Raw genomic sequence first — 15,935 nt, 5'->3', positions numbered from 1 at the left:
TCTGTTCCGGGCTTAATCCGGCGTCGAAACGACACTCATCGTCGCATCTACCGCACGTTTCCATCTGCCGTACCTCTGGCTTCTTTCACTCGCACTCATTACGGGTTCAAAGCTGCGTTCCAGTTCCCAGGCACGGGCAAAGCCTTCCATGTCCGGATAGAGACCGATCTTCATTCCAGCGAGCCAGGCAGCCCCCGCAGCGGTCGTCTCACGCACTTTTGGCCGGTCAACCGGGGCACCGGTGATATCGGATAGAAACTGCATCGCCCAATCATTGGCCGACAGGCCGCCATCGACACGCAGGATCCCGGTTTCACCACCGGTATCCCAGTCCGTATGCATTGCCTCAAGCAGGTCGCGGGTCTGAAGGCCCACACTTTCCAGCGTGGCGCGGGCAAGCTCGGCCGGCCCGGAATTCCGCGTCAGCCCGAAAACGGCCCCGCGGCAATTGGGTTGCCAGTATGGCGCCCCCAGACCGGTAAAGGCCGGGACCAGGATCACATTCTGCTCACTGTCGGCCTGCTCGACCAAGGCTTGGGTTTCTGCGGCATTCCTGATGACACCCAACCCGTCTCGCAGCCATTGCACGGCAGCGCCGGCAACGAAAATCGAGCCCTCGAGGGCATAGCAGGGTTTGCCCTCTAGCTGGTAGGCGATTGTGGTCAGCAGCCGGTTTCGCGACTGCACCGGTGCATCCCCGGTGTTGAGAAGCGCGAAACAGCCAGTGCCATAGGTGGATTTTATCATCCCCGGCTTGAAACAGGTCTGCCCGACCGCCGCTGCCTGCTGGTCGCCGGCAACGCCCTGGATCGGGACTTCGCGTCCGAACAGGTCTTCGCGTACAACACCGAAATCATCGGCACTGTCCCGGACAGTCGGCAACATCTGTACGGGAATGTCTAGAAATCCGCAGATCGTTTGCGACCAGCGGCCTTTATGGATGTCGTACAAGAGGGTGCGCGCCGCATTTGTTGCATCGGTGACATGGCTTTTGCCCCCGGTCAGCCGCCAGATCAGGAATGTATCGACTGTCCCGAACAAAAGCTCGCCCGCTTCGGCGCGCTCGCGGGCGCCTTCCACGTTGTTGAGCAGCCAAGCGAGTTTGGTGCCGGAAAAATAGGGATCGAGCAGTAGGCCGGTGCGTTGCCGCACCATGTCCTCATGCCCCTCAGCCCTGAGTTTCCGGCAGAGATCGGCAGTGCGTCGGTCCTGCCAGACGATGGCATTGTGGATGGGTCTGCCCGAAACCTTGTCCCACACCACGGTGGTTTCGCGCTGGTTGGTGATACCCATAGCCGCGATGTCGGACGCGGTCAGCCCGGCGCGTTCGATCGCGTCGCGACAGCTTCTCACCGTTGTCGACCACAAGTCGGTCGGGTCGTGTTCGACCCAGCCGGAGGCAGGATAGTGTTGGGGAAACTCTTCTTGTGACGTCGCAATCAGACGCATGCTGCTGTCAAAAATGATGGCGCGGCTCGATGTCGTGCCCTGATCTATTGCAAGTATGTGGCTCATCGCAGTGCCTCCATCTCGGCCTTTGCCGATTCAAAACCCGCGTCCTGCATCCAGTGCTGCAATGCGCCGACCTTCTCGGCGCTCAGCCTCAGGCCCAGTTTGGAACGGCGCCAGACGATATCCTCGGCGCTCTTGGCGAATTCGTGCTCCACCAACCAGCGCACTTCGCTTTCCGTCAGGGTCGCGCCGAAATTGCGGCCTAGATCTTCGATACGAACGGCCTTGCCCAGAATCTTCTGCGCGTCGGTGCCGTAGGCGCGAAACAAGCGACGTGCCCAGAATTCATCAAGGAACGGGTACGCGCGGCGCAGTTCCGCCATCTTCCGATCCGCATCCTCGACCGGGAAATCCCCTCCGGGCAGTGTCGCCTGCGCCGTCCAGGAGCCAGGCAAACCGTCACAGAATGGAGCAAGTTTCTGGATCGCCGCCTCGGCCAGCTTGCGATAGGTCGTGATCTTGCCGCCGAAGACATTCAAAAGCGGCGCGGGCCCGGTGGTGTCGAGTTTCAGCACATATTCGCGTGTCGCGGCAGTGGCGGTGCTTGCGCCGTCATCATAAAGCGGCCGCACGCCGGAATAGGTCCAAACGATATCATCGTAACGGACAGGTTTGTTGAAATATTGCGAGGCGAAGCGGCACAGGTAGTCCTGCTCGTCTTCGGAACATGCGGGCGGGACCGCAACGTCGCGATGGTCTGAATCCGTGGTGCCGATCAGTGTGAAATCGCCCTCGTAGGGGATCGCGAAAATGATCCTCCCATCTGTGCCCTGAAAGAAATAACATTTGCCATGATCGAACAGCTTGCGGGTTACGATATGGCTGCCGTGGACAAGGCGAACCGATTCACCGCTTTTCGTTTTGGTAACAGTATCAATGACATCACCGACCCATGGCCCGGCGGCGTTGACAAGCATGCGCGCAAAGTAATCCTGGTCCTCGCTAGTTTTTCTGTTCCGGACGGTAATGACCCAATGCCCGCTTTCGCGTCTGGCAGAGGTGACGCGGGAATGGGTCAGGATGGTTGCACCACGCTCTGTGGCGTCGCGGGCATTCAATGCAACGAGCCGGGAATCGTCGACCCAGCAGTCGGAATACTCAAAAGCTTTGGTGAACTTGTCCACAAGCGGTTCTCCAGCAGCATCCCTCTGCAGGTTCACTTGACGCGTCCCCGGCAGAATCCCGCGCCCGCCAAGGTGATCGTAGAGAAACAAACCCATTCGGATCAGCCATGCCGGCCGACGTCCGCGCATCCACGGCATGACGGTTCTGAGCAGTTTCGAGGTGGGCGTCTCGCCCTCGAAGCGCATGCTGCTGTGATAGGGCAACACAAAACGCATGGGCCGGCTGATATGGGGCATTGCGCGCAGCAATACCTCGCGCTCTCTCAGGGCCTCCCGCACAAGGCGGAATTCGAAATATTCAAGATAGCGCAATCCACCATGAAACAGTTTGGTGGATGCCGACGAGGTCGCCCCCGCAAGATCGCCCATCTCAGCCAATGTGACGGACAGGCCCCGCCCGGCAGCGTCTCGTGTGATTCCGCACCCGTTGATGCCGCCGCCGATGACAAAGAGGTCAAGCAGGTGTTCCGGGGTGCCAACGATATCGGGTGATTTTCTTTCAGCATGGTTTTCGTTCATCACGACAAACCTCTCTCGCGATCCAAAAATGATGTGATCAAAGGGCCGATCTCATTTCGGCGAGAATACATCAGCAGGTGTCCGGCCGGGAAAACCTTCAGTTCCGCACCCGGAATTCTTTGTGCCAGCAACATTTGGTTTGCCACCGGTATCAGCCCGTCATAAATTCCCGAGATCACCTGCGTCGGCTGCGTGATCCGATGCAGCCAACCTAGGCTGGTCCACGAAAGCATCGCCGCAACCTGGCCGTAATACCCGACAGAAGACGGAGGGATGCTGTATTGGGTATATTCCCTGAACAGCGAAGGGCACAGGAGCGCTTCGCCGCCATACATCGCTGGACCCACAAAGTTGGCATATTCCTTGCTGGTGTATCGCAAGGGGAAGAAGATTTCCGACAATGCGACAGGTGTGCCCCACCAGCTGCCAATCCCGCCAGCGGAGGTGATCGCAAGGACAAGCCTGCGGCATTTGTCGGGATGATCATGCGCAAGTTGCTGGGCAATGGTGCCGCCCCAGGAAATCCCCAGCACATCGTATTCCCCGACACCAAGCCGGGACAGCAACCTGGAAACCAGTGAGGCGTGATCCGTGATACCAACCACCTCTTCGGGCACCGAGGACAGGCCGGTGCCCACTGCATCAAAGGCCAGGATAGTGCGGTCTTTCAACTCTTCGATCAAGGGGAACAGAACCTCGACGGACTGTCCCAGACCGTTGCAGATCAGCAAGGGCGTACTATCGTTCCCTACCTCCCTGATGAATACCCGCAAGCTGTGGTCACCTATGCCGACCACCTCGAGGCGGCCATCCAAGGGCATGATCGCCTTCGCCTCCGTCATGGCCTCTCTCTCGCGCTCATCGAGCGTGACACTATCCATCCGTGGAAACGGCTTCGGTCACATATGTGCCGGGCGCCGGATCCAGAACGGGATAGGCATCGTTTCCTGCCGCCTTCGGGCTTGCGACGCGCTTCTCGGTCCCGCTATCCGCAAGCCAGGCGATCCAGTGCGGCCACCAGCTGCCCTCGGCATGTTCGGCGCTCGCCTTCCAGCCATCGGGGTCGAGATTGCGGTCACCGCCGTGATAGTAGTTCCGGCGGCTCTTGGTCGGATGGTTGACGACGGTCCCCGAGACGTGGCCTCCATCGGTCAGCACATATTCCGATTGCCCGCCCACAAGACCGGTCGCAAGGTAGGACGTCTTCCATGGTACGATATGATCGCCTGTCGCCGCCACGAAATAGCACGGTAAGTCGATCCGTCCGGTATCGACGGGCTGACCCAGAATTTCCAGCGATCCTGGGTCTTTCAGACGGTTTTCGTGGTACATCTTCTCGATGTAGTAAGAGAACCACTTTGCCGGCAGGTTCGACGTATCGGCGTTCCAGTAGAGAATATCGAAAGGCGGCGGAGATTTCCCGAGCAGATAACTTCCGACAACGAAATTCCAGATCGAGTCGTTGACATGCAGCAGTGACATAGCATGGGCGATGTCGCGGCCGGGCGCCAGTTTCTCCGTCCGCAGACGCCGCTTGTAGATTTCGATCTGAGGCCGGTCGATAAAGACCTCTAGCTCTCCGGGATCGCTAAAATCAATCATCGAGGACAGGAAGGTCGCGGTGCCGACCCGGCGCTTCAAAGCGTCATCCATGACCGCAAGCGCGACTGTCAGCATCGTGCCGCCGTTGCACCAGGACAGGAGATCGGCCTTGTCGGCCCCAGATATGTCCAGACAGACCGAGAGCGCCTGAAACACACCGGTTTCGATATAGGTGTCCCAATCGAAATCGCGCTCGGGTGACGGGTTGCGCCACGAGATCATGTAAACGCTCAGCCCCTGTTCCAGCATGTAGCGGACCATGGACTTCTTCTCATTGATGTCGAAAATGTAGAATTTGTTCACACAAGGCGGCACCACGAGCACCGGCCTAGCCTCGACTGTCGGCGTGACCGGATGGTACTGGATCAGCTCGATCAGTTCGTTCCGGTACACGACCGAGCCCTCTGTGGTTGCCAGGTTTCGGCCCACATCGAACGCGTCTTCGTCGGTGGTGCTGACATAGCCCTTTTCGACGTCAGCGAGCAGATTGCGGAAACCGTCGATCAGGCTTTGCCCTTTGGTTTCCTGCGCGCGGCGAATGATTTCAGGGTTTGTCAGCGCATAGTTCGACGGCGCCAGGGCATCGGCGATCAATCTCGTATAGAAGCTGAGCTTGCGCTGTTCGTGGGAAGGCAGGCCTGTCTTGTCAGCAATATCAGTCATGCGCTCGGCCGTCAGGCAGTAGGCGTCGCGCCAGAATGAAAACATCCCTTCATTCCATGCATCATCGCTGAAACGCCGGTCCTTGGTCCTTGCCGGGGCCTTGTCGCCGTTGCCCGCAAAGCTGCCCAGCCAGAGTTTCGCGAAATCGGTCTGATATTGCACCCAGGCCGATAACGCATCGCTGCGCGGTTTGAACAAGGCCTCGAAAGTGGCGTTGAAGGAATCGGCGACTTCCGCAAGTTGCTCGGGTTCCATCGCGGCGAACAACGGATGCGATTTCAATGCGCTTTCGAACGACTGCTCGAACATGCTCTTCATTTTGTTGTCCATCTTGGATCACCCCATGTTTCAAGCGGATGCTGCATCGGCCCGGCACAGACCCGCGCCGCGCTTTATTGCCCGTAGGCCTCGAACTTGCGAACGATCGCGCTGAAATCCATGCTGCGCCCGTCCGCGTTTTCAACAAAGTCCTCGTAAAGTTGCAGGGCTTTGCGGCCCATCGGCGTTTCGGCCCCGGCACTCTCTGCCGCGTCCTGGCTGAGGCGCAGGTCCTTCAGCATCAGTTCCGCGGCGAATCCCGGCTTATAGCCGTTGTCGGCCGGCGATTTCGGTCCCACCCCCGGCGCCGGGCAATAGACGTTCATGGACCAGCTGTAACCGGACGAGGTGCTCACCACGTCAAAGAGGCTCTGCCGGTCCAGGCCCAGCCTGTCCGCCAGCACAATTGCCTCGCAGGTCGCAGCCATCGTCGCACCTAGGATCATGTTGTTGCACAGCTTGGCGGCCTGACCGGCACCGGCCTCTCCGCAATGGACCGATTTCTGCCCCATGACATCCAGCAGATCGCGCACTTTTGCATAGGCGGCCTCGGAGCCGCCCACCATGAAGGTGAGGGTTCCTTCGGTGGCGGCCTTCGTTCCGCCCGAGACAGGTGCATCGAGCACATCCACGCCCACCGGTGCCCCAAGCGCGGCCACCGATTTGGAGGTCTTCACGTCGATGGTCGAGCAATCCATCAGGACGGCCCCGGGTTTGATCAGCGGCAGGATGCGCCCGACCACATCGGAAACGACCGGCCCGCTCGGCAGCATCAGGATGACCACGTCTGCCCCGTCGGCAGCCTGACGCGCGTCGCTTGCCAGCGGCAGGTTTTCCGCCCGGCCTACAGCCGGGTCGAATCCGGTGAGGTCATAACCCGCGGCAGCAAGATTGGCCGCCATCGGCCCACCCATATTGCCAAGACCGATAAATCCGATCTTCATCATGGCGTCGCCTTTTCCGGGGTTTTGTTCCAGTATTCATCCCGCAACCGGCGCTTATAGAGTTTTCCCGTCGCCTCGCGCGGCAGTTTTTCGCGGAAATCCACGCTTCGGGGGCATTTGATGGCCGAAAGCCTGGAACGGCAATAGGCCATCAGTTCCTCGGCCAGCTCCGGCGATGGCTTGGTCCCGGCGATCAGCTGAACCACGGCTTTGACCTCTTCGCCGAAATCCTCGTTCGGCACGCCGATCACGGCCGCGTCTTCGACAGAGCCATGCGACAGCAGAACGTCCTCGGTTTCCTGCGGGTAGATGTTCACGCCACCCGAAATGATCACAAAGGATTTCCGGTCGGTGAGATAAAGGTATCCGTCCTCGTCGAGCCGGCCAATGTCGCCCAGGGTCGTCCACCCCAGCGCATTGCTGCATTTGGCGGTCTTCTCCGGGTCGTTGTGATACTCGAACTGATGGCCGTTCTCGAAATAAATCTCGCCTTCGGAACCGACCGGTAGCTCGTCGCCATTCTCATCGCAGATATGCAGAACGCCGAGTTTGGCGCGCCCGACGGACCCTTCATGGCCAAGCCATTCATGGGTGTTCAGCGCGGCAAAGCCGTTGTTTTCGGTACCCGCATAATATTCATGGATGATCGGCCCCCACCAGTCGATCATCCGATGCTTGACATCCACCGGACAGGGCGCGGCGGCATGCAGAGCCAACTTCATCGAGGAAAGGTTGAATGCCTCGCGCTCGGCCTGCGGCAATTTCAGAATTCGCACGAACATGGTCGGAACCCACTGGCTATGCGTGATCTTTTCCCGTTCGATGATCTGCAGGGAACGCAGCGCATCGAATTTGCCCATGATGAAGGCGCTGCCGCCCATCTTGATCGTCACCATCGTGTGCCGAAGGGGCGCTGCGTGATAAAGTGGCGCGGGACAGAGATAGCGCGTCTCGGCATCGTAGCCGAAAAGGCCGCTCAACAGGTCGATCAGCATTGACCGGCTGCCGACGGGGGTGCCGGTCAGCGGCCATTTGATCCCCTTTGGCCGCCCGGTCGTGCCCGAGGAATAGAGCATGTCCTGCCCCTGCACCTCGTTCTCGACCGGCGTGATCGGCTGCTCGGCCAGCGAGGCGAGCCAGTCGAGACAGTCCGCAACCGGCACTCCGACCGCGAATATCTGGCGATCTGCCGGAAGCGCCGCACGCAGCCGGGACAGCGAGTCGGCAAACCTGTCCGACCCGATCACGACCCGGGCGCTGCAATCGCCGACGATATAGCTGATCTCTTCGAAGGTGAGATGCGTGCTAACGGTGGTGTAATAGAGGCCCACTCTTTCAGCCGCGAAACAGATCTCCAGAAATTCCCGCCGGTTATCCATCACGATCACGATATGATCGCCCGTTTTCAACCCAGTCTTACGCAGCAGGTGTGCGCCCTGGTTGGCGCGTGCCTCCAACTCGCCAAAAGTCACCGTCTCGCCGGTGTCGCACATCCGATAGGCCAAACGGTCCGGCGCGGTGCTGGCATGACATCTTGTGTGATACGGTTCTACTTCCATAGCCATAATTCAAAACCCTATGAGTGTTTTGCCGACGTGGCCGCCCGAACGCAGGTGCTCCAGCGCGGGCTTCAGTTCTTCAAAGCCAAAGGTCTCACCCAGAACCGGGTGGACTTCGTGTTGCTCCATCGCTGACAACATCGCCTCAAACCCATCCCGGTGCCCGACGGTAACGCCTTGCAGCCGGACCTGCCGGGCCACGATCGGCCCCAGCGAAGCGTTCAGGTTCAGACCGGAGAGCACGCCGATCATCGAAATCGTGCCCCCCGGTCGAACCGCTCGAAGCGAAAGCGGAAGAGTAGTTTCGCCACCGAGTTCAATAATGTTGTCATAGCCACTGCGATCAGCCGTGATTCCCCGGCTGGCGCGGGCCCAATCTTCGGTCTCGCGATAGTTGATGGTTGCATCCGCGCCCATCTTCCGAACCAAATCCAGCTTGTCTTCGCTCGACGAAATGACGGTGACATGCGCACCGTGGATCTTGGCGAATGCTAGGGCGAACAGCGCGACCCCACCCGTTCCCTGGATCAGGATCTTGTCGCCGGCGCGGGTGCGGTTATGGGTCGAGATCGCGCTCCATGCGGTCAGCGCCGCGCAAGGCAGGGTCGCGGCCTCTGCATCGCTCAAGTAATCCGGCACCCGGACCACGCCCTGTTCCGACAGGCAAACGAAATCCGCCATCACTCCGTCAAGCGGCCCGCCAAGAGCCGACGAGAAACGCTCGGAGCTGGGCTCGCCGGCGGTCCAGTTCTGGAAATAGGTCGGGCAGACCCGATCCCCGGTCTTGACCCGGGTGACACCCTCGCCGGTTTCCACAACCTCTCCAACACCATCGGATATCGGGATCAGGGGCAGCTCGCCGGTGGCGCGGCCATAGCCCCTGACCGGCACGATCAGATCACGCGCATTCAGTGACGCCATTTTCATCGAGATCAGTACTTCGCCCGGGCCCGGCTTGGGCTGCGGCCGTTCCGCTAGCTGAAGATTATCAAAGCCCCATTCGCCCTGAATCTGGAATACACGCATGTTTCATCACCTATTTTGTATTGGGCTCGTGCCCGGCGCGGGCGCGAGTCAAATGTGCGACACGTTCGAGAAGCATTTCGGTCGATCCGTCGACCAATGCTGCGATTTGCACAGCAGCCAGATGTCGGGCGAAAACCCGCGCGGGATTAAGCCCCTCTGCTCCCATGGCGTGGAGCAGTTTGGGCAGATGGTCCTGAGCGTTGACTACCGCATGTATTTTCGCCTGCGCCGCCAGGAGCTGTGCGTCGCGATCTTCGACGATCGCCCGTACCGCCAGGGCAACCAGCGATCTGGAGGCCGCAAGATCCGTGACGCAACGCGCAAGATTCAGCCGCCAGGCCTGATGCCCTGAAAGCGGTGTGCCGAAACAATGCCGCTCTTCCCCATAGGCTCGTACCGCATCGAGAGCCGCCTGCATCATCCCGCAACACATTGCCGCAACATATGTCCGGGCGCCATTGATCTCGGACAGGATCGACTTGAACGCGGTGCCGGCCTCCAGCAACAGGTTTTCGTCGCCCAGCCTGTAGTCTTTCAGTCGAAAACCGCCCGTGCCCGTACTGGCCTGCGAAAACGACGAATCCAGCGGGAAACGCTCGGCCCCGTCACCATCAAGGTCCACGACAAAAGCCGCGATCCCGTTGCGGTCGCCGTGCTCACCGCATTGCGCGTAGACGATCGCCAGCGAGGCATGCCGCGCATTGGTGATCCAGACCTTTTCGCCGTTCAGCACCCAGCCTCCGGTCCCGCGTGCTGCGGTCATCCGGATCGCGGCGAAATCCGAACCGGCGCCGGGTTCCGTAAGCGCCGTACAGGCGCTGGCCTTGCCGGAAAGCAATAGCAGCAGCCAGCGGTCCTTGACGGCGCCATGCGCACATTGCGCCAGTTTGGCGGCCACATTATGGGTATTGATGACCGACATGGCAAAGCCGAAATCCGCAGCGGCGAGAATTTCACAAGCCTTTGCCTTTTGATTGAAAGAATATGCCATGCCGCCATCCTTGACGGACAGTTCTATGCGGGTCAGACCCAATTTGGCCGCTTGGCGGAGCAGAGATTTTCCAGGATGGTCACTCTGCGTCCATCTGCCCGCAGCCGGCGCGATCTGAGAGTCGGCAAACTCTTGAATACGCGCCAGCCAGTCATGTTCGGCCTGGCAGGGCATTATAACTTGCTCCGCTTCGACAACCGTGCCCACAGATCGGAGCTTACCCCAACAATGCCTCGTGGCATGAAGATCGTCGCCAGAACTAGGATCAGACCGTAGATGATCAGTCGGAAGCTGTCTGCAAACCGGAGGTATTCCGGCAGGAAGACCACGATGAAGGCGCCGATAACAGGCCCTGCGATTGTCCCAGATCCCCCCATGATGACGGCCAGGATGGCATCTAGGGATTGCGCCACGCCGAAAATCTCGGGGTTGATAAAGCTCTGATAATGCGCATAGAGCGCCCCTGCGAGCCCCGCGAACATGGCGCTCGCGACAAAGGCGAAGAGTTTGTATTTCCACGTCGGAATGCCGATCGCACCGACCAGATTCTCGTTTTGCCGGACAGCGACCAGAACCTGCCCGATGCGCGAGTGCACGATACGGGCGGCGATGATTATCATCAGAACCGCGACCGCGAGAACGAAGTAGTAGTAAACCAGCCGATCTTCGAAATCGAGCAGCGAATTCTCGCCGCCTGGTTTGGGTATGCCGGTCAGGCCCGCTTCACCGTTGGTCAGGTGGGTGAAGTTCATCAGAACGATGAAGATCACCATATTGAAGGCAAGCGTCACGATCGCGAAATAGTGCCCCTTGACCCGCAGGCTCGGGTATCCGGTTGCCAGCGCGAAGACCGCTGTCACAAATGGCGCAAGCAGGATGGTTAGCCAGACAGGCATGTTGAAATTTGTGCCCATCAGCGCCGTGCTATAGGCACCGATGCCCATGAACCCGGCCTGAACGATCGAAACATATCCGGTATAGCCTTGGATCAGGTTTTGACCCTGCGCCATGATGACCCAGACCAGCGCCAAAATGCTGAGATGCAGGTAGTATTTGACGGTGATAAGCTGCGGCAGCGCGATGAAGAAAACCAGGGCTGCGGCATAGCCAATGTGCTTTGGTGAGATGTTCATGACGGTTTTCCCATTAGGCCTTGCGGGCGCACCAGAAGAACGACGATCATCACGACGAAGGCGATGACATCCTTATAGGCGGACGAGATGAAGCCAGCGGCGAGTGACTCGGTGATGCCGAGGACGATCCCGCCGATAACCGCACCGGGAAAGGACCCCAGACCGCCGAGGATCAGCACCGCGAAGCCTTTCACCACCAGCCCTTCGCCAATGCCCGGCGCGATGGCGAAAAGCGATCCGACCATGACCCCGGCGGCGACACCAAGCGCGGTGGAGATCGCGAAGACGACCAGGGGAATGGTGTTGACATTGACGCCCATCAGGATCGCGGCGTCTCGATTTTCCGCTACCGCCCTGATCGCTTGACCGGTTTTCGTGCGTTCAACAAAAACCGCCATGGCGCCAACCAGAACAGCCGCCGACAGAATGACGTAAAGCCGCAGTTCCGGGACCGTCACACCCCCGATGTTGAAGACCCTGCTGGCGGCGGTCGGAATGACGATCTGCTCGGCCCCGAAAAGCTGCAGATTGATCCCCTCGACCATCATGGTCAGGCCAAGGGCGACAATGAAAGCGTTTATATGGTTCGCATTTCGCACCGGTCTATAGGCCAGGAATTCGATCACCACACCCAGGGCAAGACCCACGGCGACGGCGATCAGTATTGCGCCAAACAGCGGAACGCCCTGCGATGTGACCAGGAAGAAGGTCAGGTATCCGCCAAACATGGATACCGATCCATGCGCAAAATGGGCGATACCAAGAATTCCGAACACGGTGGTCAGGCCAAGAGCGATCAGAACGTAGACCCCACCTATGGCTATGCCGTTTAAGACTTGCTGCAGTATTTCGATCATGTCACATGCTCTCGTTGTGCGAGGATCCGATGCCCCGCGGAGAAGACCGTTGCGATGCTGGTCAGTTTACGAAGATGGGTGGGAGGGCTGGCAGGCTAGCCCGCCAGCCCAACCCCCGTCTTTAGTCGATTGTGCTTAGGTAAGCCGAATAGGCCGCTGCGTCGGACGGAAGGTCTTCAACGAAAATCCAGTTTCCGCCCTGCCACTGGAACGCACCATTGGACGTATAGGCCTGGCCATTCGGGTCAAACATCTTACCGTCGACGGGCAGATACTGCATGACAACCTCGTCGGGCACGGCCAGTTCGCGCAGGGCGGCGGCCACAGCTGCGGTGTCCTCAACGGTTCCGGCCGCTTCCAGCGCGTCTTTCAATGCATAGGTTTGGTCATACGCATATGGCGAGCTGGGCGACGGAGAAATGCCGAACTTGGCGCTGAAGTTTTCGTGGTAGGCAATACCGTTTTCGGTTGCCGACAGCAATGTCAGTTCGGTCGGGCGTAGGTCCCAGACCCCTTCCATCTGTTCGGATGTGGCGACGCGCAGGAACTGCTCTTCGCTACCGCTCGTGAAGCCGTAACGTGGAACGTCAATACCTAGTTCGACAGCCTGACGATAGACGAAGGCAGCCGGTTCTACATAACCGACAACCAAGATCGCATCCGGTTCCAGGCCGCGGATTTTGGTCAACTGAGGGGTCATGTCCCGATCTTTGAGCGCAAAGAGTTCATGGGTGATGACCTCGCCCCCAGCAGCGGTCAGCTCATGCTCAAATGCCTCGACGTAGCTTGCGTAGAAACCGACTTCCAAAGCGCCCAGAACGGCAACGCGCTTGTGACCCTTGGCCGCAACAAAACGTCCTGCGGCTGCACCGGTATAATCCGCCGGCGGGCGTGTGCGCACCAAGTTTGGAATTTCGCGGGTTGTGATGGAACGCTCGGCCGCATTGCCAACCAGCATCACAGCATCCTCATTCTGGATGAAGGATGCAACCGCACCAGTCGCGCCAGAGCAGCAGAAGCCCAGTATGTATTTTACACCATCCCGGTCCAGAAGTTTGCGAACCGAGTTCGACGCTTCGGTCGGGTTGGCCTTGTCATCATAGGCGATCACGTTCAGCATGTATGTGTCGTCACCCACCTTGACGCCACCGCTGGCATTGATCTCTTCTGCGGCCAGTTCAACGGCCTGCGCCTGCGGCAGGCCATAGACGGCCGCGCCACCGGTCAAGGCGTCGCTGACACCGATGTCCAAGGTTTTCTCACCCGCCTGAACGGCCGCACTCGACAGCGCAAGGCCCAACGCGGTAAAGACCGTGGCTGTTCTGAAATTTCCAATAGTCATCTACATTTCCTCCTGCGTAGATCTTGGTGCCGGGGGTCTCCCCCGGAAAACTCCCGGCTTTAATGGCCCAGATAGGCCTTTGCGACTTCGGGATGGGATTGCAGTTCCTCTCCCGTTCCCTCCAAGACAATTTCTCCTGCTTCGAACAGATAGGCCCGGTCAGCCAGCCTGAGCGCCATCAGCGAGTTTTGCTCAACCAGAAGAATTGTCATCCCTGTCTTCTTGATGCGGTCGATGGTCTCGCCGACCTCGGCCACGATCTTTGGCGCAAGACCCAGAGACGGCTCATCAAAAATGCACAGCCTGGGACGCGCCATCAGAGCCCGGCCGATCGCAAGCATCTCCTGTTCGCCACCGGACAAGGTTCCCGCCGCCTGCGTCGCGCGCTGACGAAGGATCGGAAACATGTCCATCATCTCTTCAACATCGCTGGCCTGCTCGGAATCGCTGCGCGCATAGGCACCCATGCGCAGATTCTTCAGGACGTTCATCTGCGGGAAAACCTGCCGCCCTTCGGGGCACATGGTTATTCCGGCGCGGACGATCGAATGTCCGCTCTGATTGGTGATGTCCTTGCCGTCAAAGCTGATCTTGCCGCTCCGGGCCTGTACTAGGCCGCAGATCGCCTTCAAGGTCGAGGACTTGCCCGCGCCATTCGCACCGATCAGCGCGACGCACTCGCCCTCCTTGACGTCAAGGTTGATGCCGTGGACCACTTCAATCGGCCCGTAGCTTACCCGTAAATCCCGTACTTCGAGCATTAAACTGATTCCCCCAAATAAGCGTCGATAACCGCCTGGTTGCTGCGGATCTCCGCCGGTGTGCCATCAGCGATCTTGGAACCGAAATTGAGAACCACAATCCGGTCGCAAACCTCCATGATGAGCGCCATGTGATGCTCGATCACCAGCACGGCAACACCGCGCGCGCGGATCGATTTGATCAGCTCGCTCAAGGTCTTGCGCTCATGCGACACAAGCCCTGCCGCAGGTTCGTCAAGCAGGATGATCTTTGGCTCAGAGGCCAGCGCCGTGGCGACCATCAGAAACCGTTGCTGGCCGGACGAAATGGTTCCGATGGGTTCATCCGCAACCTCAAGCAGGCCGGTGATCTCAAGAATATCCTGCACCCGCATTTCGACCGTTTCGCGTTCGCCCTCATGGCCGCCAACACCGAAGACCGACGACAATGGCGACGACTTCAGCGTCGATTCGCATCCCAGCGTGATCTGCTGACGAACCGTGAACTCGGGAAAGATGCTCGCCGTCTGAAAGGTCCGCGCCAACCCAAGCTCAACACGCTCATATTCCGGAAGATGCTGAATATGCGCTCCGGCAAGAAAAATCTCTCCGGATGTTACCGGAAAGATCCCGGCCAGCGAGTTAACGGTCGTTGATTTGCCCGAACCGTTAGGGCCGATCAATCCCATCACCTCGCCAGGTTCCACCTTGAACGAAAGGTCCTTTATGGCGTGAACACCGCCAAAAGACTTGCAAAGCCCTTCCACACGTAAAACTGCTGTAGTCATGAGGTGCTCCACCCAAATTTCCACCCATTCCGACAGATAATACTTGATGGGAAATTCTGTGGGAAACGCAAAGAACCCGCTGACTCACCAAAATTTTAGATACCATCGGCGAGCCGTCATGAGCACAGCACACGGCCATACCTCTTTTTCGTCAGGCGAAAGCCACATGATATGGCCGCGACAGGTGCCTCACCATATCGAAAATATCGCTATCGTTTTGTATTTGTGCGCGATGCGGATCCGGGCGGCATGCCTCGGCCTCAGGCTTAATCGCGCGTGTCGGTCCACGCAGCCCTAGTGCTTGTATTCCAAGGAAAACCGCTGTCCGGGGACCGGATTTCCGGTATAGCAGTTTCGATCAGCGAACCGCCGCGAGTCCCGGAAGATCCTTCCCTTCCAGCCATTCCAGAAATGCGCCACCCGCTGTCGAGCAAAAGGTGAACTGGTCGGCCATCCCGCATTGGTCGAGCAGCGCCAGGGTATCTCCGCCCCCCGCAACAACGCGCGTCCCTGCTTGGGATTGCCAACTTATTCTGCACTGATTGCAAAAGTCTGATGCGGATACGATCACGCGGTCATGTCAAGTGCGTAGCTCCGCCACTGATCGAAGGCATCTGATCTGGCGTGGCGGTAAGAGATGGCGGTAAGACGGTAGCGGCGGGGACGGAAGATCGTGTTGATCTGGTCATAGGCGGAGAGGAAGCGCTGCGCCTGCCTGCCCGACTTGAACCGGCCCATAAGCTTCTCTCGCTTCCGGGTTGGTCGGTGCGAGCCCTCAATACGATTATTCAGGCCCTTGTGAGCCCGGTGATCTGCG

14 protein-coding genes and 1 pseudogene are annotated in these 15,935 nt (G+C 59.0%); all 15 read right to left on the bottom strand.

The genetic code is table 11. From position 1 onward, the window contains the following. Positions 1-12: 12 nt before the first annotated feature. A complete protein-coding gene (gene glpK / locus ACR0JI_RS20565; RefSeq protein ID WP_480478468.1) occupies positions 13-1,515 on the bottom strand; it encodes a glycerol kinase GlpK in 1,503 nt (500 codons plus the stop codon). Next, complete coding sequence (gene glpD, locus ACR0JI_RS20560; RefSeq protein ID WP_480496407.1) at positions 1,512-3,155, bottom strand: glycerol-3-phosphate dehydrogenase; 1,644 nt, start codon at positions 3,153-3,155, stop codon at positions 1,512-1,514. Before glpD ends, glpK begins: the two co-directional genes overlap by 4 nt. Beyond that, positions 3,155-3,997: an alpha/beta fold hydrolase gene (locus ACR0JI_RS20555; RefSeq protein ID WP_480478472.1), complete on the bottom strand. Its 843-nt coding sequence runs from the start codon at positions 3,995-3,997 to the stop codon at positions 3,155-3,157. Before ACR0JI_RS20555 ends, glpD begins: the two co-directional genes overlap by 1 nt. Before the next feature lie 31 nt (positions 3,998-4,028). Continuing rightward, positions 4,029-5,750, bottom strand: a complete 1,722-nt coding sequence (locus ACR0JI_RS20550) for a PHA/PHB synthase family protein (RefSeq protein WP_480478474.1) — start codon at positions 5,748-5,750, stop codon at positions 4,029-4,031. A gap of 62 nt (positions 5,751-5,812) precedes the next feature. Further along, entirely contained in the window at positions 5,813-6,682 is an 870-nt protein-coding gene (gene mmsB / locus ACR0JI_RS20545; RefSeq protein ID WP_480478655.1) for a 3-hydroxyisobutyrate dehydrogenase, read from the bottom strand. Further along, on the bottom strand, positions 6,682-8,247 hold the full coding sequence (locus ACR0JI_RS20540) for an acyl-CoA synthetase (RefSeq protein WP_480496409.1): 1,566 nt from the start codon (positions 8,245-8,247) through the stop codon (positions 6,682-6,684). Before ACR0JI_RS20540 ends, mmsB begins: the two co-directional genes overlap by 1 nt. Before the next feature lie 3 nt (positions 8,248-8,250). Further along, positions 8,251-9,267, bottom strand: coding sequence for a zinc-dependent alcohol dehydrogenase family protein (locus tag ACR0JI_RS20535; RefSeq protein ID WP_480478478.1), 1,017 nt, complete (start codon positions 9,265-9,267; stop codon positions 8,251-8,253). A gap of 10 nt (positions 9,268-9,277) precedes the next feature. After that, positions 9,278-10,432: an acyl-CoA dehydrogenase family protein gene (locus ACR0JI_RS20530; protein ID WP_480478480.1), complete on the bottom strand. Its 1,155-nt coding sequence runs from the start codon at positions 10,430-10,432 to the stop codon at positions 9,278-9,280. Further along, positions 10,432-11,391 (bottom strand): branched-chain amino acid ABC transporter permease, encoded by a 960-nt coding sequence (locus ACR0JI_RS20525; protein WP_480478482.1) that lies wholly within the window; start codon positions 11,389-11,391, stop codon positions 10,432-10,434. The genes ACR0JI_RS20530 and ACR0JI_RS20525 overlap by 1 nt, the downstream gene beginning before the upstream one ends. Then, positions 11,388-12,248, bottom strand: a complete 861-nt coding sequence (locus tag ACR0JI_RS20520) for a branched-chain amino acid ABC transporter permease (RefSeq protein WP_480478484.1) — start codon at positions 12,246-12,248, stop codon at positions 11,388-11,390. The genes ACR0JI_RS20525 and ACR0JI_RS20520 overlap by 4 nt, the downstream gene beginning before the upstream one ends. Before the next feature lie 121 nt (positions 12,249-12,369). Next, positions 12,370-13,590, bottom strand: coding sequence for an ABC transporter substrate-binding protein (locus tag ACR0JI_RS20515; protein WP_480478486.1), 1,221 nt, complete (start codon positions 13,588-13,590; stop codon positions 12,370-12,372). Positions 13,591-13,649: 59 nt separating this feature from the next. Then, a complete protein-coding gene (locus ACR0JI_RS20510; protein ID WP_480478488.1) occupies positions 13,650-14,351 on the bottom strand; it encodes an ABC transporter ATP-binding protein in 702 nt (233 codons plus the stop codon). Next, positions 14,351-15,118, bottom strand: coding sequence for an ABC transporter ATP-binding protein (locus ACR0JI_RS20505; RefSeq protein ID WP_480478490.1), 768 nt, complete (start codon positions 15,116-15,118; stop codon positions 14,351-14,353). Before ACR0JI_RS20505 ends, ACR0JI_RS20510 begins: the two co-directional genes overlap by 1 nt. A gap of 358 nt (positions 15,119-15,476) precedes the next feature. Then, positions 15,477-15,638 (bottom strand): annotated as a pseudogene (pgk, locus tag ACR0JI_RS20500) (phosphoglycerate kinase); the annotation flags it as partial. Positions 15,639-15,685: 47 nt separating this feature from the next. Then, on the bottom strand, positions 15,686-15,935 hold a 250-nt coding region (locus ACR0JI_RS20495), incomplete at its 5' end, for a DDE-type integrase/transposase/recombinase (RefSeq protein WP_480496411.1).

Source organism: Ruegeria sp. N10, from assembly GCF_056531545.1.
Note: the sequence above shows the minus strand (reverse complement) of the source record. Positions and strands in the feature narration are given on the sequence as shown.

Bases quoted from the DNA above. Each gene is read 5' to 3' on its own strand.
- glpK (WP_480478468.1), bottom strand. From the start codon at position 1,515: ATGAGCCACATACTTGCAATAGATCAGGGCACGACATCGAGCCGCGCC.
- glpD (WP_480496407.1), bottom strand. From the start codon at position 3,155: ATGAACGAAAACCATGCTGAAAGAAAATCACCCGATATCGTTGGCACC.
- ACR0JI_RS20555 (WP_480478472.1), bottom strand. From the start codon at position 3,997: ATGACGGAGGCGAAGGCGATCATGCCCTTGGATGGCCGCCTCGAGGTG.
- ACR0JI_RS20550 (WP_480478474.1), bottom strand. From the start codon at position 5,750: ATGGACAACAAAATGAAGAGCATGTTCGAGCAGTCGTTCGAAAGCGCA.
- mmsB (WP_480478655.1), bottom strand. From the start codon at position 6,682: ATGAAGATCGGATTTATCGGTCTTGGCAATATGGGTGGGCCGATGGCG.
- ACR0JI_RS20540 (WP_480496409.1), bottom strand. From the start codon at position 8,247: ATGGCTATGGAAGTAGAACCGTATCACACAAGATGTCATGCCAGCACC.
- ACR0JI_RS20535 (WP_480478478.1), bottom strand. From the start codon at position 9,267: ATGCGTGTATTCCAGATTCAGGGCGAATGGGGCTTTGATAATCTTCAG.
- ACR0JI_RS20530 (WP_480478480.1), bottom strand. From the start codon at position 10,432: ATGCCCTGCCAGGCCGAACATGACTGGCTGGCGCGTATTCAAGAGTTT.
- ACR0JI_RS20525 (WP_480478482.1), bottom strand. From the start codon at position 11,391: ATGAACATCTCACCAAAGCACATTGGCTATGCCGCAGCCCTGGTTTTC.
- ACR0JI_RS20520 (WP_480478484.1), bottom strand. From the start codon at position 12,248: ATGATCGAAATACTGCAGCAAGTCTTAAACGGCATAGCCATAGGTGGG.
- ACR0JI_RS20515 (WP_480478486.1), bottom strand. From the start codon at position 13,590: ATGACTATTGGAAATTTCAGAACAGCCACGGTCTTTACCGCGTTGGGC.
- ACR0JI_RS20510 (WP_480478488.1), bottom strand. From the start codon at position 14,351: ATGCTCGAAGTACGGGATTTACGGGTAAGCTACGGGCCGATTGAAGTG.
- ACR0JI_RS20505 (WP_480478490.1), bottom strand. From the start codon at position 15,118: ATGACTACAGCAGTTTTACGTGTGGAAGGGCTTTGCAAGTCTTTTGGC.